At 52.7% G+C, this 24229-nt stretch carries 19 protein-coding genes; 10 read left to right on the plus strand and 9 right to left on the minus strand.

What is annotated here, in order from left to right:
* The first annotated feature begins 554 nt into the window (after positions 1–554).
* The 3 genes from ABK821_RS09705 to ABK821_RS09715 all read left to right on the plus strand — a co-directional run bounded on the left by ABK821_RS09705 (position 555) and on the right by ABK821_RS09715 (position 3688).
* Positions 555–1631 carry an SIR2 family protein gene (locus tag ABK821_RS09705; RefSeq protein WP_021241837.1) on the plus strand — a complete coding sequence of 359 codons (1077 nt, stop codon included), beginning with the start codon at positions 555–557 and terminating at the stop codon, positions 1629–1631.
* Between the two features lie 7 nt (positions 1632–1638).
* Positions 1639–3429, plus strand: coding sequence for an ATP-binding protein (locus ABK821_RS09710; RefSeq protein ID WP_109231292.1), 1791 nt, complete (start codon positions 1639–1641; stop codon positions 3427–3429).
* 61 nt (positions 3430–3490) lie between these two features.
* Complete coding sequence (locus ABK821_RS09715) at positions 3491–3688, plus strand: hypothetical protein (RefSeq protein WP_023342664.1); 198 nt, start codon at positions 3491–3493, stop codon at positions 3686–3688.
* Between the two features lie 494 nt (positions 3689–4182).
* Here the strand turns inward: ABK821_RS09715 and ABK821_RS09720 are convergent, their stop codons facing one another.
* Together ABK821_RS09720 and ABK821_RS09725 are read right to left on the minus strand one after the other, a co-directional pair.
* Entirely contained in the window at positions 4183–5082 is a 900-nt protein-coding gene (locus tag ABK821_RS09720; RefSeq protein ID WP_109231291.1) for an SDR family oxidoreductase, read from the minus strand.
* Positions 5083–5142: 60 nt separating this feature from the next.
* Positions 5143–5880, minus strand: coding sequence for an SDR family oxidoreductase (locus ABK821_RS09725; RefSeq protein WP_109231290.1), 738 nt, complete (start codon positions 5878–5880; stop codon positions 5143–5145).
* A 128-nt stretch (positions 5881–6008) separates the two neighbouring features.
* Here ABK821_RS09725 and ABK821_RS09730 point away from each other — a divergent pair, with 128 nt between their 5' ends.
* Complete coding sequence (locus ABK821_RS09730) at positions 6009–6911, plus strand: LysR family transcriptional regulator (protein WP_109231289.1); 903 nt, start codon at positions 6009–6011, stop codon at positions 6909–6911.
* Between the two features lie 17 nt (positions 6912–6928).
* Here ABK821_RS09730 and ABK821_RS09735 read toward each other — a convergent pair whose 3' ends face one another.
* A complete protein-coding gene (locus tag ABK821_RS09735) occupies positions 6929–7822 on the minus strand; it encodes a LysR family transcriptional regulator (protein ID WP_395033933.1) in 894 nt (297 codons plus the stop codon).
* A 205-nt stretch (positions 7823–8027) separates the two neighbouring features.
* On the opposite strand from ABK821_RS09735, the gene ABK821_RS09740 reads away from it, so the two are divergent.
* The 4 genes from ABK821_RS09740 (at position 8028) to ABK821_RS09755 (ending at position 12267) form a co-directional block, all read left to right on the plus strand.
* Complete coding sequence (locus ABK821_RS09740; RefSeq protein WP_109231287.1) at positions 8028–9353, plus strand: amidohydrolase family protein; 1326 nt, start codon at positions 8028–8030, stop codon at positions 9351–9353.
* 83 nt (positions 9354–9436) lie between these two features.
* Positions 9437–10588 (plus strand): arabinose transporter, encoded by a 1152-nt coding sequence (locus ABK821_RS09745; RefSeq protein WP_395033934.1) that lies wholly within the window; start codon positions 9437–9439, stop codon positions 10586–10588.
* Positions 10589–10645: 57 nt separating this feature from the next.
* Positions 10646–11440, plus strand: a complete 795-nt coding sequence (locus tag ABK821_RS09750; protein ID WP_109231285.1) for an SDR family NAD(P)-dependent oxidoreductase — start codon at positions 10646–10648, stop codon at positions 11438–11440.
* Positions 11437–12267 carry an oxidoreductase gene (locus ABK821_RS09755; protein WP_218018297.1) on the plus strand — a complete coding sequence of 277 codons (831 nt, stop codon included), beginning with the start codon at positions 11437–11439 and terminating at the stop codon, positions 12265–12267. Before ABK821_RS09750 ends, ABK821_RS09755 begins: the two co-directional genes overlap by 4 nt.
* Before the next feature lie 710 nt (positions 12268–12977).
* On the opposite strand, the gene ABK821_RS09760 is transcribed toward ABK821_RS09755, so the two are convergent.
* Both ABK821_RS09760 and ABK821_RS09765 read right to left on the minus strand, forming a co-directional pair.
* Entirely contained in the window at positions 12978–13199 is a 222-nt protein-coding gene (locus ABK821_RS09760) for a hypothetical protein (protein ID WP_395033935.1), read from the minus strand.
* A 469-nt stretch (positions 13200–13668) separates the two neighbouring features.
* Positions 13669–13860 carry a YfgG family protein gene (locus ABK821_RS09765; protein WP_185929266.1) on the minus strand — a complete coding sequence of 64 codons (192 nt, stop codon included), beginning with the start codon at positions 13858–13860 and terminating at the stop codon, positions 13669–13671.
* Positions 13861–14232: 372 nt separating this feature from the next.
* Here ABK821_RS09765 and ABK821_RS09770 point away from each other — a divergent pair, with 372 nt between their 5' ends.
* On the plus strand, positions 14233–16488 hold the full coding sequence (locus ABK821_RS09770; protein WP_343178900.1) for an EAL domain-containing protein: 2256 nt from the start codon (positions 14233–14235) through the stop codon (positions 16486–16488).
* 1 nt (position 16489) lies between these two features.
* Here the strand turns inward: ABK821_RS09770 and ppx are convergent, their stop codons facing one another.
* The 4 genes from ppx to purM all read right to left on the minus strand — a co-directional run bounded on the left by ppx (position 16490) and on the right by purM (position 21948).
* The gene (ppx, locus tag ABK821_RS09775) at positions 16490–18028 is read right to left on the minus strand and encodes an exopolyphosphatase (RefSeq protein ID WP_343178901.1); all 1539 of its coding nucleotides are present in this window, start codon (positions 18026–18028) and stop codon (positions 16490–16492) included.
* A gap of 3 nt (positions 18029–18031) precedes the next feature.
* A complete protein-coding gene (gene ppk1 / locus ABK821_RS09780; protein ID WP_138361069.1) occupies positions 18032–20092 on the minus strand; it encodes a polyphosphate kinase 1 in 2061 nt (686 codons plus the stop codon).
* 180 nt (positions 20093–20272) lie between these two features.
* Positions 20273–20914, minus strand: a complete 642-nt coding sequence (gene purN / locus ABK821_RS09785; protein ID WP_343178902.1) for a phosphoribosylglycinamide formyltransferase — start codon at positions 20912–20914, stop codon at positions 20273–20275.
* The gene (gene purM, locus ABK821_RS09790; protein ID WP_138361071.1) at positions 20911–21948 is read right to left on the minus strand and encodes a phosphoribosylformylglycinamidine cyclo-ligase; all 1038 of its coding nucleotides are present in this window, start codon (positions 21946–21948) and stop codon (positions 20911–20913) included. Before purM ends, purN begins: the two co-directional genes overlap by 4 nt.
* 362 nt (positions 21949–22310) lie before the next feature.
* Between purM and ABK821_RS09795 the strand changes: the two genes are divergently transcribed.
* Entirely contained in the window at positions 22311–23741 is a 1431-nt protein-coding gene (locus ABK821_RS09795) for a 6-phospho-beta-glucosidase (protein WP_308561020.1), read from the plus strand.
* Positions 23742–24229 lie beyond the last annotated feature (488 nt).

Here is a 24229-nt window from a genome sequence, read left to right on the forward strand (position 1 = left end):
GTTTTTATGCGAATGTACGCGATTCTATGCGATTAGAAGAATTGATTAATGCGATGCTACGCGAATGTATGCGAATTAGCGCGAATGTACGCGATTACGCCATATTTTACTGGCGATTCTGCTCTAGTCGCATAGAATCGCATGAAGCAGTACGGCAAGATGTGTGTTGTAGGCCTACGCTGCTACGCAGCTAGGGCCTCCAACACCGCCCCTTACTCGCCTGCGGCTCGACGGCATCTTGCTCTGCGAGGCTGACGGTCGCTGCCGCGACAAAGGAGCCAAGGCACCGAAAGGAGTCATTTCTCACAGTTGTTGGTATGGCCCATTTTCAATTTACCTATGTGCAATAAGCTGTCTTTTTTTATTAGTTGCTGCGTGTATGATGAATATGCAGTAATGACAATTTGTTGGGGGGATTCTGTCCGTTCAGATTCTTGCTGTTGCAGATGCACGACGCTTATAGCTTCGTGATGATTGCGGATAAGGATTTTCTGTAATTAACCTTCGCTGCTCGAAGTGCCTCCGCACTTCGAGGGCTGTTGAAGTAGGTGGGTATGACGGCAGTCGAGCTACCAGAGGATTTTTTTGCAAATATACAAGGGGTTTTCCGCAAAACACCTGTTTTACTTATTGGGTCGGGGTTCTCATGTGGTTATGGCCTGCCAGGGATGGGGGCGTTGGCTGAGCATCTGGCTAATAACGTTTATGGCGCACTCGCGACGGATTCGGCACGGAATGCTTGGACCCAATCAATTAATGCGATAAAGGAGAATTTGGAGACAGGCTTAAATAATATTCCACTTGGAATGGCGGGGTGGGATGAGATTTTGTCGGCAATCCGTGGGGAAACAGCGAAGCTAATTCTTGATAAAGCAATAGCGGCAGAGGCGCAAATTCTTGTCGAAAAAATAGCGGACCACCATGCCCCCTCACGCCTTCTGAAGCGTCTATTTTTAGGATCTCCTCAGAATGCGGAAAGCATTCATGTCATCACGACAAATTACGATACCCTGCTAGAGCTCTTTTGCGACCTGGCAGAGTTGCCGTTAGACACTGGATTTATGGGGTTTCGACGGCGTAGGCCGCGACCTCATCCGCTTTTTCAAACTCAATACAGCCGAGTGTTAGTAGCCGAGAAGCGCCAACAGCAGGTCGATCACCGTCTATGTAAAACGGTGCGATTATACAAACCGCACGGTTCTATCAGTTGGTTGACAACAAAAGATGGACCAATTGAAGTACTAAATGACGTATCTGTTGCTGAGCGAGCTATTGTTGTGCCGGGCCCTTCGAAGTACCAAGACGCATTAGTCAACACCCTATTTGACGCAATGCGTACTGAGATGAATCAGGTACTTGCGGAGGCTCAAGCTCTCCTGTGTATAGGTTTCGGGTTCAACGATGATCATTTACAAGGCGTTATCAAACACCGTTTGGCGGCTGGAATGCCTGCAATCATAGTTACTCGTGATTCAACCTCCAGCATTGATCGGTTGCTCGGTGAACATCCTCACGTGATCGCTTTGTTTAAGGATGGTGATGGAGCTATTTGTCATTGGAATGGTGAGCAGTTCAGAGTGTCCGAGCCTCTTTGGCAACTTGACGATTTCCTCAAAAAATTTCTGGAGTGAGAGCGCGATGAGTATTTTTAATTTTTCAGAAGAGCAATCCTTGGGCGAAGTTCGCAGTGTTGAAACCTCAAGAATAACTGTGCGAGTGACTGACGGCCAGCGTTTACAGAAAGCACGAGTTGGAAGATTAGTAGCTATTCAATCTGTAGGAGATGAATGGTTAATTGGAATTATCGAAAGAGTTTGGCGACATCCAGTAGAGTTGCCTTCGTTTCCAGAAGTAGATGAAACAATTGATTTGTCAGCAGTGCCGCAAGAAGAAAATGGAATTTCTATAAGTTTGGTAGGAACTTATCGTTCTCGTGATGGCCTGCGAAAGGATGTATTTACGCGTGCAGTATTTATATTGCCAGAGATTAATAGGTCAGTGTTCCCTATTGAGGAAAAGTCACTCGAAGATTTTATGGGCATATTAAGCGCGTCATCTAAAGCTGATGCAGTCGCGCCGCTCAAAGTGGGTACTTATACTTTAGATGGCAAAGCTAGTGCTTATATTGACGGTGATAAACTTTTTCAACGTCATGCGGCGTTATTGGGTAGCACCGGTTCAGGGAAATCTTTCACTGTTGCTTCCATACTTGAACAGTCTGCGCAGCTAGCTCACGCCAATATTGTTGTTCTTGACTTACATGGCGAATATTCCAGTATGAAGTTCGCTTCCCATTATCGTATCGCGGGCATTAGCGATATTAAGGCGAAGGGGGATGGTGCAATTTTTCTGCCGTTCTGGTTGCTGACCTATGATGAGATGCAATCGGTATTTGTTGATCGTTCGGGAGATAATGCACCTAATCAGGCTCTGGCCCTTATGGATTCCGTGGTAGAGATGAAGCGTGCTGCCATAGCGGCGCTTGGCAAACATGAATTACTTGAAGGTTTTACAGTCGATACGCCAGTACCTTACAAATTAGATGACTTGGTTGAATCCCTTGATAAGAAAAATGAAGAAGTTATTCCAACTGGGGAAGAATACGTCACTGGGGCGAAGAAGGGGCAGCCTAAGACTGAAAAAGGTCCATTGAACGGCAAACTCTCTCGATTCCTCATTCGGTTGAGGACAAAAATGAATGATCGACGTTATGCCTTCATGTATCAATCTCCCAAGGAATACGAAACTTATGAAGCATTGCACGAACTAGCGAGTAAGTTACTCGGTACGGGAAATGTTGCAGATGGCGTAAACTCAGGTATCAAAATTATCGACTTTTCAGAAGTTCCCTCAGATATTTTACCTGTTGTAGTAGGTTTGGTTGGGAGGTTGATCTATCAAATTCAGTTCTGGAGCGATCCGGGTAAAGATGGTGATGGACGTCATCCAGTAGTGATCGTTTGTGATGAGGCACACTTGTACCTTCCCAGCAGTGCAGCCTCTACTGGACCATTAGAAAAGCGGGCTTTGGAGAACTACGAGCGCATCGCGAAGGAGGGACGTAAATACGGTGTTGGTTTAATGGTGGTTAGCCAGAGGCCTTCTGATGTGAGTACAACCATTTTGAGTCAATGTAGCAACATTATAAGTTTGCGTCTCGCTAATAAGACAGACCAATCTGTGGTTAAGCAACTTTTGCCCGAGAGCTTGGAGGGGTTGATGGAGGTGCTGCCGACGCTGGACGTAGGTGAAGCTGTCGTTGTGGGAGATGCAACATTGCTACCCACACGGATTAAAATGTCTAAGCCCAAGCATGAACCTCGTAGCGCAACTATTCCGTTCTGGACGCGCTGGGATAAGCCAAAGGCCGACGTTGATTTGATTGCTGCCGTAGAGAACATGCGTCGACAGTCGCGGACCAACGATTGAGTTACGATTTAGTCTGAGCTGATGTGGGCTATTTGCTAACGTATCGAAAAGGATACACGGAATGAAAGATAGACCGCATGACGTGGCGATGGCCGAGCACTTCCGCGCCCATCCGACGTATGCAGCGGAGCTGCTTGCTGAAGTCTGCCGCGAAGGCAACCCTGCTGAGCTAGCCATTCTGTTGCGGCAGATGGCCACAGCCTCGGAAGGTTGCGCGAGGTCGGATGACGCCGATACAGGGCGCGCTTTATTTCGCTGATTTGAACGTGGTATTTTTCATGGTTCAGTAAACAGGGCGGTTGGTAACTTGCTGTTTTATAAGTTTTTTATATAATTTATAATTGAGTGGGAGTATGTGTTTTATAGGTTGTTTATTTAAATAGAAAAATTAAATATTAACACTATATGATCCACATCATCAGTGTTGTTTTCGATGGCTGGCAGGAAGCTTTCCATGGAAAAATCACCGATACTACATTTGAGCCGCACTTCTTGCGCGTAAACGTCTGTCTAACCGGACCTTCCGCCTGTTACGTATGGCAAACTATGTAAGCCCTACTTCTGGTCACGCTTTCTCGAGCACAGGGTTGAGAAGGTCAATCATCCTTCCTTAAGGCGGGAGGACGGGTAGTCAGTTGCCGCAATACTTCGCTGCGGTGGGCTGTTTGGAGATTAGGTGACAGCGCGTCTCATCAATTGGATAGCGGTGATGGAAAACGCGGGCTAGTTTATGGCCCGCGTCATTGCATTGATTCAGGCGACGTGGGGAGGCAGCAGATCAGACAGGCCAACCCGCTGCAGCATTTCGGCACGTACCCGGTCCAGCACGGCAAAGCTGACGTCAGCACCGTCCTGAGTCGGATCAACATGCACGCGGAATGGTCGTTTGCCAAATGGTGCGTTTACGACTCTGGTTATCGCGTCGGCCACCAGACTCGCATCTGCATCGAAGGGGACGATGTCCGCGAATGCGCGTTGCACCTGTGCTCCGAATCCGGCGTAAGGACCGTTTGTATCATACTCGGCCGCGCGCGCAGTATCGTCAGGATACCCAGCGTGGGCAAAGTGATTGGTGCCGCTGGTGAATGCACCCGGAACGATGATCGAGGTTTCGATGCCCCAACGGACCAGCTCCCTGGCGTACTGGACGGCGATCGCGTCCATAGCAGCCTTGGCACCGAAGTAAGGGGCCAGATATGGAGGCGTACCGCCTGCTACGCTGCTGCTCGAAACCCAAACCAGCAAGCCGGAGCGGTTGCGGCGCAGGTGCGGCAGCACAGCGCGGTTCACGCGCTGCGTGCCCAGCACGTTCACGTCGTACTGGTGTGCGTACTGCTCGGCCGTAAAGGCTTCCGCCGGACCAAATACCATGTGACCAGCGTTGTGTACCACCACGTCGATCTTTCCAGCGTCGTCGAGGATCGTTGCGATAGCAGCATCGGCGGACTCCTGGGATTGCACGTCCAGTTCCACGGTACGCAAATCCACCCCATGTTCTTTGGAGTACTGCTCCATCTCTGCGACGGCTGTTGCATTACGGGTGGTGGTGGCACGCATGGAAGCGTAGACAGTATGGCCCGCTTCGGCAAGGGCTTCCGCAGCCAACCGACCGAAACCGCTGGATGCGCCAGTCACGAGAATGATGCTATTCATGATGTTTTTCCTTTTTTGGTAAGAGAGGAAAGGGGATATAAGGAGGATGAAGTGGTCGGGTCAGATCATACCGCCGTTGGCACGCAGTACCTGGCCATTGATCCAGCCGCCATCCGGACCAGCGAGAAACGCCACTGTGTTGGCGATGTCAGCCGGCGTACCCAGCCGCTCCAGCGGGTTCATTTTCGACATGTGCGCAATCAGTTCTGCTGACTTGCCATTCAAAAACAGATTTGTGGCTGTAGGACCAGGGGCGACCGCGTTGACAGTGATCGAACGCCCGCGGAGTTCCCTGGAGAGGATTGCTGTCATGGTTTCGACCGCGGCTTTGGTGGCGGCGTAGACACTATAGTTCTCCAGCTTTAGCCCCACGACACTAGTGGACAGGTTCACTATGCGGCCACCATCGCGCAGTCGGCGTGCGGCCAGGCGCAACGTATTGAATGTGCCCTTGAGGTTGATGGCTACCTGGCTATCGAATAGTGCGTCGTCGCTTTCGGCCAGCGGGGCCAGCTTCATGATGCCGGCATTGTTCACCAGTACATCCACCCCGCCAAATGCCGCCTCCGCAGCATCGAACAGTCGGGCGACAGCAGCAGGATCGCTTACGTCAGCTTGTGCGGTGATCGCCTGCCCACCAGACGTCTCGATTTTGCGGACGAGCTGTTCGGCCTCCGCTGCGTTGCCTGCGAAATTGATGGCGACGGTGAAGCCGTCATTGGCCAGTCGTTCGGCGATAGCGGCACCGATGCCGCGTGAGGCCCCCGTTACGATGGCCACTTTCTGTTGAGTCTTCATTGCTGTTTCTCCTTTCGTTAGCACCGCGGGAATTGCGGCCTGGAGTAACTATGGCAGTTTCTTTTAAGTCGATAATCGAATTAAAATGAACTGCACTGTTTCCAAAAAACGAACAAAAGGTCGCCTGCATGGATCGATTTGACGCCATGAGTCTGTTTATCCGCATAGTAGAGCGTCGCAGCTTCACCCTGGCGGCTAATGATATGCAGATTCCGCGCTCGACCGCTACGAAGGTGATTGCGGAGCTAGAAAGCCGCTTGGGCGTGCGCCTGTTACAACGAACCACGCGTGTCGTGCGACCAACCCTGGAAGGTGAAGCGTTTCACCAGCGCTGCCGCCGTATCCTTGACGATGTGGAAGATGCTGAGGGAGCATTTCGTGGTGTACAAGCCAGAGGCTTGGTGCGCATCGAAGTACAAGGTACCCTTGCCCGCCATTTTCTGCTGCCACACCTACCCGAATTCTTAGCTCGGCATCCGGGGATCTCGTTGTCGATGAGCGAGAGCGATCGGTGGGTAGATCTCGTGGAGGAAGGTGTGGATTGCGTATTGCGCTATGGGCACCTGCGTGATAGCGAATTGATCGCACGCCAGGTAACGACTCTGCAACGGCTGACTTGTGCGGCTCCCGGCTATCTGGAACGGTATGGAGTTCCAGCCAGTATCGACAACCTGGCCAACCACCGGATGGTCGGTCTGCGTTCGCTCACGTCGGGCCAGGTTACTCTTTTGGAGTTTCAGGAAGGCAAGGACACGCGTACGTTGTCGCTCCCCAGTGTCCTGACGGTTACCGGCACCGAAAGCTATCTTTCTGCCATCCGGCTTGGTCTTGGGCTAGCTCAGGTGCCGCGTTTCCACGTTGAGAACGACCTGCGCACTGGCCATCTGGTGGAGATCCTTGAGGCCACACCGCCACGTTCCATACCGGTGTCATTGGTCTTTTCCAAAGGTCGTCAGTTGTCCCCACGCGTACGTGCGTTCATTGACTGGGCTATAAGTGTGTTCAAACGCGCGGAGCAGACGGGGGGCTAATGCCAGCCTGTTCTCGGTTAGTTACCCCCGTTGGCAACATGATCGGCGCAAATCTCAGTACAAAAGTCCAGAAAAGCTTCAACAGCTGCGGGTGCCAGGCGACGTGATGGGCGAGTGACATACAGCGGATAAGTCTCGCCTGGCCACTCCGGAAACAGTTCGACTAATGCCCCGGTGGCTATCAGTTGTGCGACATTGAGTGCAAGTGCCTGGGCAATGCCTGCGCCGCTTACGCAGGCCTGAATCATGAGATCCGCATCGGTCGTGGTCAGATGCCCGTGAGTTTCCACTGGCAGAACTTCCCGGCCGCGGCGGAACTCCCATGAAAACGGCTTTCCATCGCGTGGGTCTATATATTGGATGCACTCGTGTTCGGCGAGTTTTTCTGGTCGCTCAGGTCGACCATGTTGCGCCAGATACTCCGGAGACGCTACTGTCAGTACCCGTGTCTTGAGCAACAATCTTGAGGTCATGGTTGATGATGGCTGCGGCCCGAAGCGCACTGCGACATCAATACCCTCTGCCACTAAATCTCCGACGTCAGGCTGCTGCACGACCATAAGCTCAAGATTTGGATGACGTTCACGTAATAGCGACAGTTTCGGAGCCAGGACATAGCGTGCAAAAATTGGATTCACGCTGACCCGCAATACTCCCCGCACGGCGATCGCGGCACCGGATACATAGCTGGCTGCTACCTCAATACCTTCCAGGTGCGGTACCGCTCGTTCATACAGGTTTTTGCCCTCGCTCGTTAGATGCAGGGTGCGCGTTGTGCGATTTAGCAGACGCACACCAAGTCTTTCCTCCAGCCTGTCTATCGACCTGCTCACGCCAGATGCCGACAACCCCAGGATTTCACCTGCACGGCTGAAGCTACCAGCCTCAACCACTGCGGCTAACACACTCATGCCTGAAAGCAATCGTCCATCGAAACTCATCACGCCTCAACCTTTGAATTTTTGCAAAGATAATTTGATTAAACCTACCTTTATCAAAAGTCGTATGCAACCTATTGTGTGCACCATGACGTTACGCACCCCGGATTCCTTTGTGGCAACCAACACAGTTCGGGCCTCGTAACAACATGAGCACTCAACCACTAAGGAGTATTCCATGACTACGCAGCGCACTCTTTTTAAAGGCGGCACCATCCTGACGCTGGATGCCAACGTTCCCAATCTCGCCGTGGGCGATGTGCTTGTCCAGGATGGACGCATCGCCGCAGTTGGCCCTGCTTTACAGGCTGATGACGCGCAGATCATCGATGCCGCTGGCCATATTGTCATGCCAGGCCTGGTCGATGCCCACCATCACATGTGGCTCGGCGTGATGCGCCGCATGCTGCCAAACGTGGATGACTTGTTCGCTTACATTGATGTCGTCGCCGAACAACTGGGCGCGCACTACCGCCCCCTGGACATGTACCTGAGCACTAAGCTTACGGCCGCGGCCTCCCTGGATGCGGGCATCACGACCATCATCGACGCTTGTCATAGTTCACGCAGCCCGGAACACACTGACGCGGCCCTCGATGCACTGCAAGACAGTGGTATCCGTGCATTGCACATGGTGGGGGCGGCGATGGACAAACAAGCCTCTTCAGCTCATCTTCCCGGTGACCTGCAGCGCCTGGCCCAGAACTGGAACACAACGGATAGTCGTGTGCAGGTTGGTCTGTTCGGCCAGCTCAACCTGGACTGGTGGAAAGTGGCGCGCGAACTGGACATGCGCATCCTGACTGAGTTCATTGGCGACCTGGCCAGCCTGGGCCCCGAGTTTGCCAAACCTGGTGTGCTGGGCACCCACAACATCTTCAATCACTGCACGCGCGTGCCGCAGGAGACCTGGAAGCTGCTGGCGGATGCCGGTGTCAACATCACGGTCAATCCGCGCTCAGATGCGCTTTTCGGCTTCGATGACGAGACCTTTGCCTATCAGCAAGCCGTGGACCACGGTTTAACCCCGGCACTGGGCATCGACCTGGATACGGCTTTCGGCAGCGACATGTTTGGCGAGATGCATGCCCTCTTTGGCCAGCAGCGTTCCGCCATGCGTTATCGCCGCTTCCGCGGCGAAGCCGACGCGCCTGCGCCAATTTCGGTTGAAGCGGTGCTCCAGGCCGCTACCGTGAACGGTGCTCGTGCCGCTGGCCTGGAAGACCAGATCGGTACACTGACCCCCGGAAAACAGGCGGACATCATCATGGTGCGCACCAATAGTGTAGCCGTTTTCCCTGTGACCAATGCCATCGGCACCATTGTGCAGGCGGTCGAGCGTGCCGACGTGGACACGGTGATGGTGGCGGGTCAGTTGCGCAAGCGCGCGGGCAAACTGCTTGATGTGGATTTGGCCAGGCTTAGCGCGGATGTCACCGCTTCTCGTGACTACCTGATCAAAGCCAGCGGTTATCGCGCTGACCTGTTCGGTACTACTGCATAAACCAGGTTGTGAAGCGGCCGCTTTACTTCCGTAAATACCAGGAGATTCCCATGTCAACACCTGTCAACTCACAGGCCTCGCCCGTGCACCTGCCCCGCCCGGCACCGGGCGTTATTGCTGCACTGTTCTGTGGATATCTGGCTGTCGGTTTACCTCTCCCCGTCATACCGCTTTTTGTTCACGGTCATCTCGGTTACAGCAATTTTGTTGTAGGTCTCATCATCGGCATCCAGTTTCTGGCAACGGTACTGACCCGTGGGTATGCCGGCCGGGTAACCGATCAACAAGGGGGCAAACAGTCTGCATTACAGGGGGCGGGCATTTCGGCACTGTCCGGCCTGCTTTATCTGGTGGCGGCAATGCCCGGCCTGTCACCAGCGGTAAGTCTGGCCCTGGTTGTGATCGGGCGTCTGGCCGCTGGTCTGGGGGAAAGCCAGTTCGTCACCGGTTGTGTGTCCTGGTCAATCGCATCAGTGGGACCACAACGCGCCGGCATGTCGATGTCCTGGACTGGCATCGCGATGTTCGCTGCGTTGTCGATCGGTGCGCCAGTAGGCATGGTGCTATATCAGAGTTATGGTTTGGCAGCGGCGATGATCGCCTGTATCACATCGCCGCTTGTGGCTGCTTGCATTGCCTGGGGCACGACTTCTTACTTGTCTCCCAGCGGCGTGCGCCTGCCGTTCTACCGCGTGGTTGGCCGTATCTGGCGCGAAGGACTGGGATTGATGTTGCAGGGTGTAGGTCTGTCCGGTCTCACTGCATTCGCCTCGTTGTACTTTGCGGCGCGCCACTGGGGCAATGCGGGACTGGTGATGACCGCCTTCGGCATTGGTTTCATCTTCGTGCGCGTTGTCCTGGGCGATCTGCCCGATCGCATAGGTGGCTACCGGGTCGCGCTGTGGTCACTCATCGTTGAAGCAATTGGCCAGGCCATGCTCTGGTTTGCGCCGAGCGAGGGGATGGCACTGGCCGGAGCCCTGGTAACTGGCCTGGGCTGCGCGCTGGTATTCCCGGCGCTGGGCGTCGAAGCGCTCAAGCGCGTGCCTCCCGCGAACCGCGGCAGCGCGATGGGGGCATTCGTTGCCTTTCTCGATATCGCCTATGGAATCTCTGGTCCTGTAGCTGGCGCTATCGCCGGGCAGTTCGGCTATGCGTCAGTTTATCTGTTTGGTGCTGTGTGTGCCTTATTGGGTGCGGCACTCGCCGCAGTATCCCGGGCACCGCAAGATTAATTCATTTCGATAGCCGGCAGAATATTGTCTGCCGACTTACTTTCCAGGAGAAAAAGTATGTCCCGAATCTTCATCTCCGGTTCTTCTACCGGCCTGGGGCTGATGGCTGCCAAATTGCTGATCCAACAAGGTCATCAGGTCGTGCTGCATGCGCGGAATGCCGAACGCGCACATGACGCGCAGAGAGCGCTACCGCGAGCAGAAGCCGTCGTCGTGGGTGATGTGGGCAGCATCGCTGGCGCCAAAGATCTTGCCACACAAGTCAACGCATTAGGGCGCTTTGACGCGGTAATCCATAATGCCGCAGTGGGCTACCGGGAAGGCCATCGCCTTACCCGAGACGGGCTGCCGCACGTCTTTGCAATTAACACCTTGTCGGCCTACATCCTGACGGCCTTGATCGAACAACCACAACGGCTGGTCTACCTCAGTTCGGGCATGCACCACCATGCGGATGCCAATCTGGACGACATCCTGTGGCAGCAGCGCCGTTGGAATGGCGCAGATGCCTATGCCGAGAGCAAGCTGCATAACGCGATGCTGGCCTTTGCGGTCGCACGACGCTGGCCTAACGTGTATTCGAACGCGCTGGAGCCGGGCTGGGTGCCGACCAGGATGGGCGGACCGGGAGCGCCAGATGACATGGATCAGGCGCACCTGACCCAAGCCTGGCTTGCGGCGGGAGAGGATGTGGGGGCGGATGTCTCTGGGCAATACTTCTATCACCTCAAACTCATGGCTCCGAATCCACAGGCGCGCGATGTCGCTTTGCAGGAGCGGCTACTTGCGCTGTGCGAACAGATGTCTGGCATCACGCTGGCAGATACTTTCAAGGAAGGAAATCAATTATGAAAACCTGGATGGTGACTGGAAGTTCGCGCGGTTTTGGCCGTGCCCTGTGCGAAGTGATCCTGGACTCCGGAGACAACGTTGTGGCGACGGCAAGGAATCCAGCGGATCTGGCGCCCTTGTTGGAAAAATTTGATGCGAGTCGCGTGCTGGCCATAGCGCTAGACGTGACGGATGAATCGGCGGCATACCGCGCCGTCGATCACGCAATCGACACGTTTGGCAAGATCGACGTGCTGGTCAATAACGCCGGTTACGGCGACATCGGCTCTGTCGAAGACACCCCCCTGGCTGCATTCCGCCAGCAGATCGAGACTAATCTGTTCGGCACGATTATGATGACCAAGGCGGTGATTCCGCATATGCGGGAACGGCGCAGCGGCTATCTTGTGCAGTTCTCTTCGGTGGGCGGTCGGATTGGTGCGCCGGGCCGGGCGGCCTATTCTGCCGCGAAGTGGGGAGTAGAAGGCTTTTCCGAATCTCTGGCTCGTGAAATGCGGCTGATCGGTGTACACGTCACGATCGTCGAGCCGGGCGGTTTCAGGACTGATTTCGCCGGCACATCGACCACGTTGGACCCAGGCCAACTTGACTATGACGCGGTGGTGGGTTCCGCCGCACGGATGCAGCGAGAATACAATGGGAGACAGCCCGGGGACCCGCGAAGGGGGGCCTCGGCGATCCTCCAGGCTGTGGCAGCCGAAACCCCGCCGTTGCGCCTGGTATTGGGCAGCGATGCAGTGCGCGTGATTGAACAGGCCGATCATGAGCGCCGTGTCGAGTTCGAAGAATGGAAGGCGGTCAGTGTCTCGACCGATTTTCCGGATTAGATCTGAAGAGGCAATGCCATGGAAGGCTATTGGCTGCTTTCTTTGCCTGGCCCGGTGCTCTAGTCCCGCCTCACTGCGCTGCCATAAACTCCACGACCATCCAGACACAGGGCAATTGTTTTGTGAGATGCGGCAGGGGGAAACGGTCTGGAAGATGGCCATGTTGTCAGCAGATGATGCGGGTGTGCACTTCATTTCTCTGATTTGAACATGGCATTTTTCATGGTGCTGTAAATAAAATGCTCTTAAACATACTGATTTATAATGATTGTTCTATCTAATTTATAATCGAGTGGGAATGATTTCCCTCAATTTTCTATGACTGATTTTAATGGCTGAATGAAACCCTCTGTTTTGCAGAGGGTTTTTTACGCCTGGTCTTCAGGGGCCAGAAGAATAGTTTTAAATCCAGCTGCGAACACAGCTGTCGCGGGTAATGGCATGGAGATGCTCAAGTTTCGCTTTTTGTTGGCCAATGATGAAATCTTTTATGGCAGGTAATATGATCCTCTGCCGTTGAAAATCAAGTATTTTCAATGAGCATGGGGATAAGCGGAAAATGACCAAACAGGATATTTATCAGTCAATAATAGTTATGCGCCAGATATTCGAGTTGCAGAACAAATTGTTCAGGCACGAATTATAACGCTGTTCATGGTGTCTGTCAGGATGAAGCTCTGGGATGAGCTGAGTTATTTCTAATGTATTGATTAACCGGTAATAAAAGATAACCACGCCATAATGGTTACTGCTGATGTCAGAGTATAGCCTACGCCTTCTCCTGCCATATAACGACGCATGGTCATATTCATATTACCTACCTGAATTTTCTCATATTTCTCTTCGTTCGTGGCCTTGATGATCGTTAGAAATGCAGCAATTCCATTGGTCAATAAAAGCGAACAGAAGGCAGCAACGGCAAAGGTTAGCATGTTATCCATGGTCATCGATTTCAAAAGGTCTGTCAGTTGAAGTTGAGAGATATTTTATTTCAGATATCGGCAGATTTCAGATTAAAATTAGCTATCAATTCCATCGTTCCAGACTTTAATGCACACCGTCGGGATAAATGTGACCATGCCGGAGAAAATAAAAGGCAAGGAATCGCACCACTGTATTCAGTCAAAAAAACGTAATGCTCTCTGTCCGGAGGCGGCATAGTCAACAATTGCCGCCTGGTGTTCGATAATGTCACCCTCACGGTCGGACACTTTGTCATCCATCATCCATCATCCATCATCCAGCCCGATTTTATGGTCCAGCTGTCAGTTTGTAACCGTATCTTCGGAGTACCATTCTGGTTGTACTGTATTGACGGTTTACAGTCTTCTGCCCGGTATCGCGAGGAATCAATGGCATCATTGCCGCCAGACGTGATGCGGCATCAGGACAGCTGCCCGTTTATTTTTGCGCGGGTGCTTTTGCTGGATCGGAAGGTTCAACGGTGATGGTTGATTGCTGTGATTGCTTTTTGTCCTGATGATGATACCAGGCACCGATAGAAGAGTAGACAAAGCGTCCAAAGAAGAAGATAAAGCTGATAAGCAGTACGATACGGGTCATGCGACGGTTAAATCGATGTCGTTTACGCATACTGGGTGCCTGACTCACAAAAGGTTCCTTCAAGTATACCCGGCGAATGGGCGATGTGCGTATTAAGGCACAGGAAAGCGGAAGGGTCAATTGATGAGAAGGCAAAAATCCGCTGTTCAATATATTACCAAATGTTATATAAGAGAATTGTTGTATTGACATATTTTCTGCTTATAGCGAGCAGATGCTAAAAAACAGGGCGTTATCAATATAGGCCAGGCGATTTATTGATTTATATCAATCGTCTGTCGTCGTTGATAACTAAAATCACCAGCCAGTTCCGCGTTGTTAACCCTGGTATGATTATGATGGCTGGTTAGATGCCCACCCGACTATTTTGAGGTGGGATTTAGGGATATCCGTATAACATCAATGAAGATAATTAAACTTTACAGGCAATATCGTGATAAATGGTGGGCGCTGCCGTTCGTCTTACCCGTTGTTCTGCTCCCCATGTCAAGATGGGCCAATACCACCGTATTGCTGGAGGGGAGAGACGTCTATCTTTACTATTTACCCTTGGCAATGGTACTCAGCCTGATGATGTTTTTTGGCTGGGCTTCGTTGCCAGGCATTATTCTCGGTTTGTTACTTTCCATTACGCACGGTATGACGCTGGAAAATTCCATTTGCGTCATTTTCCATTTTCTTATTCCGGCAGTTTTATGCCGGGGCGGATACCATATTTTTGTGCCACGCAGGCAGCAAATTTCACTTTGTCACCCAGGAGCAATGCCTCAGCGGCTTTTCTGGCAGGTGTTTATGCCATCTGGTATCTTTCTTATTCTCTGGCAACTCGCTGAGTGTCTTGGTATTCAGCCGCAGGCGATGCACCTGATGGAGATAAACCCTTTAAGTTTGCATTCGCTCATCACGTTTCAGGCTTTGATGGTGGGGTGTTTAACCGGGGGAATATTGTGTTATTTTTTAATTCGTATCATCCGGCATCCACCGTATATCCGCGGGGTTATTTCTCAAATCAGGTTGCAAAGTGATCCGAAAGTAACGTTCCCGGAGATCTTTTTATGGGCTGCGGCGCTATGCATGTTATTCATTCTACTATTAATGCCGTTAAGTCGTGCGAGTACTATTCTTAATACATATTATACGTTGTCATGGCTTATGCTGGTCATACTATGGGGGGCAATACGCTTCGGCTGTTACGTTATTTCGTTAATTTGGTTGCCAGTTCTCATTGTTCTTATTCACTTTCATTATCAATACCTGCCGTTATCTCTGACTTATAATAACCAATTGGCTATAACTTCTTCCAGCTATCTGGTGTTCTCTTTTATTATTATTTATATGTCGATGCTGGCGACGCGACAACGAACAATTTGCTCGCACAGGCGGCGGATGGCTTTACTGGATCGGACGATTAACTTGCCTAATTTGCGCGCATTGAGCCGCGAACTCAATTACACACCCCGGTCGGTACTGTGCCTTTTACGTATTCCGGGGCTGGAAATACTGGGGCATCACTACGGCATTCTGCTGCCCGTTCAGTACAAACAGCAACTGGCCGGGGTGCTCAGCAAGTTATTACAGCCGGGGGAAGATATCTATCAAATGACCGGGCATGGGCTGGCGATCCGCCTCAACAGCGAAGGTCATCATCAACGAATCCCCTTGTTATATGAGCGGATTCAAACGTTTCGCTTTGTCTGGAATGATATGCCATTACAACCACCAGTGGGAGTGAGCTATTGCAGCGTCAACTCTCCGGTGAGCCGTCTGCATTTGCTGCTTGGTGAACTCAACAGCGTGACCGATCTCTCGCTGGCTACCGGGGAGCCGGAAAATTTACAGCGCAGTGGCGCGATCAATTTGCAGCAGCAGCTAAAAAATAAAATCACAATGATGAATCAACTGATGAAAGCGCTGGAACAGGATCGATTTCTGCTGATGGCCCAGCCGATAGTTGGTATCCGCGGCGACAGTTATCATGAAGTCCTGCTCAGGGTGCGGAATGACAATGATGAGATCATTATGCCGGAGACTTTTTTGCCGGTAGCAGAGGAATTGGGTCTCTCAGCGCGTATTGATAGCTGGGTTCTGGAGCGTACTCTGGCATTTATGGACAGGCAGCGTAATACTCTGCCGGGAATACGCCTGATCATGAATGTTTCGCCTTTTTCCGTGAACAATAGCCACTTTCATCGGCAGGTGAAAATGCTGCTGATCCGCTACGATATTGAGCCCTGGCAGCTTATTTTTGCACTGACTGAAAACCATTTTCGGGGCAGCCCGGAACGGGCGCGGAATACGCAGGCGTACTTGCAGGAGATGGGCTGTCGCGTAGTGATGGATGAGTTTGGCCACGGTTATTCCAGCGACGCGCAACTGAAAATGATCAATGCGGATCTGGTGAAAATTGACGGTGGTTTTATTCGTAATCTACTGAGCAGTAGTCTTATCTATCAGACCGTCGCATCCATTTGCCTTGTTGCGCGAATGCACAATATGCAGGTGGTGGCTGATTATGTCGACACGCCAGAAATTCGTCAGGCGGTAATTTCGCTGGGGATTGACTATATGCAGGGTGATGATATTGGCAAGCCTGTCCCGCTTGAGAAGCTGGTGATGCCTGCTGATAGCGATGGGCCGGGGGCGGCCCATCGGGGATGACTTAACCCTCTGGGTCAGGTTTTTCTTCGCTGATCTTCAGCAACCAGTCCGGAACGCCTTGCCAGTATTCCTGCTCTTTCTCCAGATCGAGCAGTACCAGCGCATTCTGGCTGAACCAGTCATGGGGGAACACCAGCGTCCAGTGGTTGGCTTCGGTTTTTAGCGTGAGGGTCGGCGGCGTTGTCGTCGCCTGACGCTGGTTATTCAGCAGGACGCCAAGGCGCAGAAGCTGAATTAAAGGCAAAAACTGCTTTTTCTTAAACAGCGTAAAACGCGGCAAATCATCCAGCTTAATGGCTTTCCGATGGTAGCGGACCAGCGTCGCCATCAGCATTTGCTGTTCCTGATTAAAGCCCGGCAGATCACTGTTTTGCAGGATATAAGCCGAGTGGCGATGCATTCCGCTGTGATTAATATTTAAGCCGACTTCATGTAGCATGGTTGCCCATTTCAGCAGCGCCTCCAGATGCGGATTAGCCAGCTTAGGATTTTGCTCCTGCCACTGCTCAAACATATGGGTGGTTGTCTCCAGTACCCGCCGCGCCTGCTCACGATCGATATTGTACTGGTTGGCCAGACTTTGTGCGGTGCGGCTACGAATGTCCTGATGACGGAACCGGCCCTCCATCTCGTACAGCACGCCTTCGCGCAGCGCGCCATCGGACAAACGCAGCTCTTTAATCGCCAGCGCGTCGAATACGCCGCAGAGAATTGCCAGGCCGGGAGCAAACACGGCCTTACGATCTTCCGATAAGCCCGGCAGGTTCAGCGAGTCGTAATTTTTGTATTTCAATAGCTCATCGACCAGCATTTCGAGGCGTTCCGGGGTAATAACGCCATCTTTCTCGCCCATCGCCACCAGCACTTCATGCGCGGCTTTGATGGTGCCGGATGCGCCGAGGGCGACGTTCCAGCCCTGAATACGGAACTGCCAGGCCAGCGTTTCCAGCTTTTGCACGGCTGACAGGCGTGCGCGCTGGAAATTTGCTTTACTGATAACGCCGCCAGGAAAATAAACCTGGGAGAAGCTCACGCAGCCCATCCGGCGGCTTTCCACCAGACGGGGTTCAAAATCTTCGCCGATGACCAGTTCGGTAGAACCGCCGCCGATATCAATAACCAGCTTACGGCCTCGCTCCGGTTGCGTATGCTCCACGCCCATAAAAATCAGACGCGCTTCTTCGTTGCCGGGGATAATTTCAATCGGATAGGGGATGACCTGCTCGGCGCGCTTGAGAAATTCCGCCGCGTTGGTTGCCTGGCGTAGCGTATGAGTGCCGACAATGCAGACGCTTGAGGGATCGAACCCCTGCAAGCGCTCGGCAAACAGCGACAGACAGTTCAGCCCGCGTTTGATGGCCTCTTCGCTGAGGAGAGAATTTTCATCCAGACCGTCAGCCAGGTGTACACGCTGCTTCAGACGACCGATGATCTGCATTGCTCCGTCGACGACACGGGCGATCACCATATGAAAACTGTTCGAACCGAGGTCGACCGCAGCAAACTCTTGTGGCCGGGGGGCATTTTCGTTTATTGGCATAGGTTAATCGGGCTGTTCAAGTGATTTGAGGTAGTCGTATATCGCCATCTGTGCGCGAACTTTACGGCGGTTGCCGCGCGGCACGTAGCGATTACTCAGTTCTTTATCAAGATAGCGCGCTTTTACCGTATCGCTGAACAGAATATCTAAAATATCCAGCACGCGCTGTTTGAGTCGGGGATCCAGCAGCGGCGTGGCGACTTCGATACGATAGTCGATATTGCGCGTCATCCAGTCCGCGGACGATAACCAGACCTGCTTATCGCCGCCGTTTTCGAAGCTATAGATCCGGTCATGCTCAAGGAAGCGGTCAACGATGCTGATCACGCGAATATTGTCACTGATGCCTTCCAGACCGGGGATCAGCGAGCACATGCCGCGAATCAACAGGTTCACCGGGACGCCGGAACTTGAGGCCGCGTACAGACGATCCACCAGCCCCTTATCAACCAGGTTGTTCAGCTTCAGCGTAATGCCTGATGGCCGGCTATTCTGCGCGTTAGCGATTTCACGGTCGATCATTTCATACAGCAGTCGGCGCGAGTTTTGCGGTGATACCAGCAAATAGTCGAAGCTTACCGGGCGATAGGGGTTTTCGATAAAGTTAAACACCCGACGAACTTCATTGGTGATCCGCGCATCGGCGGTGAGCAATGAATAGTCGGTGTAGAGACGGGCGGTTTTTTCGTTGAAGTTGCCGGTACCGATATGCGCATAACGGACGACTTCATCCCCTTCTTTACGGGAAACGAGAAACAGCTTGGCGTGGATCTTCAACCCTGGCGCGGAGAAGATAACGTGCACGCCGGCTTCGGTCAGACGTTTGGCCCAGTGAATGTTGGCTTCTTCATCAAAACGCGCCTGCAGTTCCACAACTACGGTTACTTTTTTACCGTTGTGGGCGGCGTGGATCATCGAATCAATAATTCGCGAATCTTTAGCGACACGATAGATGTTGATTTTGATAGCCAGCACGCTCGGGTCGAAAGAGGCCTGACGCAGCAGTTCCAGCACGTGCTCGAAGGTGTGGTACGGATAGTAGAGCAGCACATCGCGTTCGCGAATCGCATCAAAGCCGTTACGGAACTTATCGAACCACAGATGGCGCAGGCGCGGCATCGGTTTGTTAACCAGGTTGGCTTTGCCAACATTCGGGAAACTAATAAAATCTTTAAAGTTGTGGTAGCGTCCGCCCGGCAGCATCGAGTCGTAGTTGGAGATAGAGAGCTTATCGCGCAGCATTTCGACCATCGCGTCAGGCATATCGCGCTGATAGACGAAGCGCACCGGTTCGGCGGTCAGACGCTGTTTCAGACTGGAGGACATCAGCTCCATCAGGCTCGATTCCATCTCGTGCACCAGGTCGTATTCGGCATCACGCGTCATTTTCATTGAGTAGGCGTTGAGCGTGTCGTAATCAAAGAAGCCCTTAAAGATATCATCGAGGCAATAGCGCAGAATATTATCTAAAAGAATCATTGGCTTACGGCGACGTGGCGCTTCCGGCGGAAGGTTCACAAAACGGGGTACCTTGTCTGACGGAATCTCCAGCAGCGCGTAATTGATCGTTTCTCCGCGGATGATCTCAACGGCCAGATAGGTGTAATCATCCTTCAGAAACTGTACCAGATCCGTTTCGTGGTTGATCAGGATTGGCGAGATATGCTGGCGAAGGTAGACCTTGAAGTAGTTACGCAGCCATGACTGCTGATTAACCGAAAGCTGACGCTCGTTAATCAGGAAAATCTGGTTACGCGCCATTTCCAGTAACAGCTCGTTATATAAACTGTCAAACTCCTGATCGGCCTTCAATACGCGCGTCTGAATTTTACCCAGCAGGTGGCGAGAGTGGGCGGTAATACCTTGTTCTTCACTAATGATGATGCGCCGCTTCAGCTCGGCAAAACGGACTTTATAAAATTCATCGAGATTGTTGGAGTAAATGCCTAAAAAGCGCATGCGCTCGATCAGCGGATTGCTTTTGTCCGCCGCTTCCTGAAGTACACGCTCGTTAAAGGACAACCAGCTGAGTTCTTTTTCGATGTATAGCTTTTCCTGGCCCATTACAACTCACACTCCGTTTAACTCACAGGACGTAGACTATTATGACGAAATTTTCCGCATAGCGATCCACTGTGTCACAATAATATGACAGTAAGAAGAACAATACTCTTCAATATGATTGATTGTTAAGCGATTTTAATCAAAAAAAAGCCCCGCGTGGATAAAGCGCAGGGCGGTGGGTTACTCGTCAGCGGCGTAGCCTTGCGGTGGCAGTTTGACCTTATCAAGCCAGGCTTCATTCCCTACCGCGCGAAGGCGACCATCGACAAACCAACTGATGACCAGCGGATAGATGTCGTGTTCCTGAGCCTGTACACGGGCGGTAATCTCGTCTTCGGTATCCTCAGCAAAGACCGGCACTTTCGCCTGCAGCACCACCGGGCCTCCGTCCAGCTCATCAGTCACGAAATGCACCGATGTCCCGTGCTCCTCATCACCGTTTTCCAGCGCCTGACGATGGGTGTGCAGCCCCGGATATTTCGGCAGCAGGGAAGGATGGATGTTCAGCAAACGCCCCTGATAGTGCGCGACAAATGCCGGGCTCAGAATACGCATATAGCCGGCCAGCACCACCAGATCCGGCGCGTAAGCATCAATTTCGTGCATCAGTTCACGATCGAAGGCTTCACGACTGGCAAACTGGCCGGGAGAGAGCGCATGAGCCGGAATATTCGCCGCGCGAGCGCGCTCCAGGCCGAAGGCTTCGGCTTTGTTGCTGAAGACTGCACGCAGGGTGCCGTTGATTTTTTTCCGGGCGCAGGCGTCAATAATGGCCTGCAGATTACTGCCGTTACCGGAAATCAGCACCACGATGTTTTTCATTCAATAACCACACGCTGTTCGGAATCTGAGGTTTTGATATAACCTATTTTCCACGCGTTTTCACCTTTGTCGTTCAGGAAAGCGATTGCGTTATCGGCCGCTTCCGCCGGGAGAGCGATAACCATGCCAACGCCGCAGTTAAAGGTACGATACATCTCATGGTTGCTGACGTTTCCGGCCGTTTGCAGCCACTTGAACACCGCCGGCCACTGCCAGGAGGACTCATCGATAACCGCCTGAGTGTTGTCCGGCAGAACGCGCGGGATATTTTCCCAGAAGCCGCCGCCGGTCAGATGGGCGATGGCGTGCACGTCAACGTTGGCAATCAGGTCGAGTACCGGTTTCACATAAATACGGGTCGGTGCCAGCAGGTGATCGGCCAGAGGCTTGCCGTTGAGATCGGTAGTTTGCGGGTCAACGCCGCTGACTTCGATAATTTTGCGCACCAGAGAGTAGCCGTTGGAGTGCGGGCCACTGGAGGCCAGTGCGACGAGAACATCGCCATCGGCCACTTTGCTGCCGTCGATAATTTCCGCTTTTTCTACTACCCCAACGCAGAAACCTGCTACGTCGTAGTCTTCGCCATGGTACATGCCCGGCATCTCCGCCGTTTCACCGCCCACCAGCGCGCAACCTGATTGCAGGCAACCTTCGGCAATGCCGTTGATCACGCTGGCTGCGGTATCGACATCCAGTTTTCCGGTCGCGTAGTAATCAAGGAAGAACAGCGGCTCTGCGCCCTGAACCACGAGATCGTTCACGCACATGGCGACCAGGTCGATACCGATAGTGTCGTGACGCTTCAGGTCCATCGCCAGACGCAGCTTGGTGCCAACGCCATCGGTGCCGGAAACCAGTACCGGCTCGCGATACTTCTGCGGCAGCGCGCACAGTGCGCCGAATCCGCCCAGTCCACCCATCACTTCCGGGCGACGGGTTTTCTTCACCACGCCCTTAATACGGTCGACGAGAGCGTTGCCTGCATCAATATCCACGCCGGCATCTTTATAGCTGAGAGAGGTTTTATCGGTCACTGCGAAGTCTCCACGCGTTTGCGGTAGCAATAAAAAACGGCGCAATTCTAACAGGGAAAGCAAACGTTTGCGAGCCTGCTTTGCAGTCAATACAAAACGACGGCTAAGTGTACAAATTTGATACTGTTCACGAAAATGAAACCGGGTACATTCTTCCGCTTGCTACGGTGTACACGAATGATCATTATGCCACTGAAACCGGTTTCTGTTTTTGTCGCATGCCGTATGACGCAGATAAACCGCGAATGCGATATCAGCGATACGGCGTTAAAAATGGCGTAATGAGGCGCTCAGGCGGATGTCAGTTACCCTTTTAATCAGCAGCAGAGGCGCATAGCGGCCGCTGCGCATAGGGAGAGAGCATGTCTGGATTTAAACAAGGTTTTCTGTGGGGCGGGGCGGTTGCCGCGCATCAGTTGGAAGGCGGATGGAAAGAGGGGGGGAAAGGCGTTAGCGTCGCCGATGTCATGACCGCGGGCGCGCACGGTGTGCCCCGCGAAATCACCGATGGCGTGTTGCCCGGGAAAAATTACCCCAATCATCAGGCAATTGATTTTTATCATCGTTATAAAGATGACATTCAGCTGTTTGCCGAAATGGGCTTTAAATGCTTTCGGACGTCTATTGCCTGGACGCGTATATTCCCGCGAGGAGATGAGCTGGAGCCCAACGAAGCCGGGCTACAGTTTTATGATGATCTGTTCGATGAGTGTCTGAAGCACGGCATTGAGCCGGTGATTACGCTCTCCCACTTTGAAATGCCGTACCATCTGGTGACGGAATACGGCGGCTGGCGTAATCGTCAACTGATTGATTTCTTTGTTCGTTTTGCGCGGGTTGTGTTTACCCGTTATCAGCATAAAGTGAAGTACTGGATGACCTTTAATGAGATCAACAACCAGGCTAATTTCCATGAAGATTTTGCGCCGTTCACCAACTCGGGACTGAAGTTTCTGCCGGGAGAAGATCGTGAGCCGGTGATGTACCAGGCGGCGCACTATGAGCTGGTCGCCAGCGCGCTGGCGGTCAAAGCGGCTCGCGAGATTAACCCGTCACTGCAGATTGGCTGCATGATCGCCATGTGTCCGATTTACCCGCTGAGCTGCGCGCCAGACGACATGATGATGGCGATGAACGCCATGCATCGTCGCTACTGGTTCACCGATGTTCACGTGCGCGGCAAATACCCGCAACATCTGCTGAACTACTTTGCGCGTCGCGGTTTTGCGCTGGATATGAGCGAAGAGGACCGCGTGGCGCTGACCGAGGGCTGCGTCGACTATATCGGCTTTAGCTACTATATGTCGTTCGCCACCAAAGCGACCGATGACAATCCGCAACTGGATTATGATGAAACCACCAGCCTGGTTTCTAACCCGTATGTACAGAAGTCAGACTGGGGCTGGCAGATTGATCCTGTCGGCCTGCGTTACTCTCTGAACTGGTTCTGGGATCACTATCAACTGCCGCTGTTTATTGTTGAGAATGGCTTCGGCGCCATTGATGTGCGTGAAGCGGATGGTTCGGTGGATGACCAGTATCGTATTGACTATCTCGCCGCGCATATCGCTGAGATGAAAAAGGCGGTTGTTGAAGATGGCGTAGAGCTGATGGGATATACCCCGTGGGGCTGCATCGACCTGGTCTCCGCCGGTACTGGCGAGATGAAAAAACGCTACGGTTTTATCTATGTCGATAAAGACAATGAGGGCAACGGTACGCTGGCGCGTAGCCGCAAGAAATCGTTTGCCTGGTATCAGCAGGTTATCGCCAGCAACGGCGAGAGGTTGTAAATCGTCGCAAAGCCTTATACGGCCCCGCTTTTGGCGCAATGCTGGTCAGTTAAGGGCTGTCAGTTGTATTTATGGCTGGCTGAGCGGTTCCGTTAATCGGTGGTTCTGGCGAACATGACGCATTTTTCATTTTCACCCATTTTGGCTTAGTGGCCTGTTCCGTTCACTATAAATTCGTGGATATTTGTTATATCCACAGCGTGTGAACGGGCAGGGGGACGTTTCGCCCGTCCCCCTGCACCCCCGGCATGGCGCTGAAAACCTGCCGCTGCGCGGTTCGCTCCACTCCGGCTTCATCTGGCGGACCGGGCGGGACTCGCCCTTCCAGGGCCAGCGCAAGCGCTGTTCAAAATTGCTCCCGGCAATTTTGTCCTGTCTCGACCCGCCCTCTGGCCACCGTCCTGGCGGCCAGTCATGGATGCGCGCCTGCGTTCTCGCGAGGCTTTCCTTGATGCGCCCAACCCCCATGCGGTGAGTCCGTTATTCGT

Origin of the sequence: Klebsiella sp. KE9456 (assembly GCF_043832615.1) — a bacterium.
GTDB lineage: Bacteria > Pseudomonadota > Gammaproteobacteria > Enterobacterales > Enterobacteriaceae > Klebsiella > Klebsiella indica.

Excerpts from the sequence above, each read along its gene's own strand:
- ABK821_RS09710 (WP_109231292.1), top strand. The coding sequence starts at position 1,639 with ATGAGTATTTTTAATTTTTCAGAAGAGCAATCCTTGGGCGAAGTTCGC.
- ABK821_RS09770 (WP_343178900.1), top strand. The coding sequence starts at position 14,233 with ATGAAGATAATTAAACTTTACAGGCAATATCGTGATAAATGGTGGGCG.
- ABK821_RS09715 (WP_023342664.1), top strand. The coding sequence starts at position 3,491 with ATGAAAGATAGACCGCATGACGTGGCGATGGCCGAGCACTTCCGCGCC.
- ABK821_RS09765 (WP_185929266.1), bottom strand. The coding sequence starts at position 13,860 with ATGCGTAAACGACATCGATTTAACCGTCGCATGACCCGTATCGTACTG.
- ABK821_RS09795 (WP_308561020.1), top strand. The coding sequence starts at position 22,311 with ATGTCTGGATTTAAACAAGGTTTTCTGTGGGGCGGGGCGGTTGCCGCG.
- ppx (WP_343178901.1), bottom strand. The coding sequence starts at position 18,028 with ATGCCAATAAACGAAAATGCCCCCCGGCCACAAGAGTTTGCTGCGGTC.
- ABK821_RS09720 (WP_109231291.1), bottom strand. The coding sequence starts at position 5,082 with ATGAATAGCATCATTCTCGTGACTGGCGCATCCAGCGGTTTCGGTCGG.
- ABK821_RS09730 (WP_109231289.1), top strand. The coding sequence starts at position 6,009 with ATGGATCGATTTGACGCCATGAGTCTGTTTATCCGCATAGTAGAGCGT.
- purN (WP_343178902.1), bottom strand. The coding sequence starts at position 20,914 with ATGAAAAACATCGTGGTGCTGATTTCCGGTAACGGCAGTAATCTGCAG.
- ABK821_RS09705 (WP_021241837.1), top strand. The coding sequence starts at position 555 with ATGACGGCAGTCGAGCTACCAGAGGATTTTTTTGCAAATATACAAGGG.
- ABK821_RS09740 (WP_109231287.1), top strand. The coding sequence starts at position 8,028 with ATGACTACGCAGCGCACTCTTTTTAAAGGCGGCACCATCCTGACGCTG.
- ppk1 (WP_138361069.1), bottom strand. The coding sequence starts at position 20,092 with ATGGGCCAGGAAAAGCTATACATCGAAAAAGAACTCAGCTGGTTGTCC.
- ABK821_RS09735 (WP_395033933.1), bottom strand. The coding sequence starts at position 7,822 with ATGAGTGTGTTAGCCGCAGTGGTTGAGGCTGGTAGCTTCAGCCGTGCA.
- ABK821_RS09755 (WP_218018297.1), top strand. The coding sequence starts at position 11,437 with ATGAAAACCTGGATGGTGACTGGAAGTTCGCGCGGTTTTGGCCGTGCC.
- ABK821_RS09760 (WP_395033935.1), bottom strand. The coding sequence starts at position 13,199 with ATGCTAACCTTTGCCGTTGCTGCCTTCTGTTCGCTTTTATTGACCAAT.
- ABK821_RS09725 (WP_109231290.1), bottom strand. The coding sequence starts at position 5,880 with ATGAAGACTCAACAGAAAGTGGCCATCGTAACGGGGGCCTCACGCGGC.
- ABK821_RS09750 (WP_109231285.1), top strand. The coding sequence starts at position 10,646 with ATGTCCCGAATCTTCATCTCCGGTTCTTCTACCGGCCTGGGGCTGATG.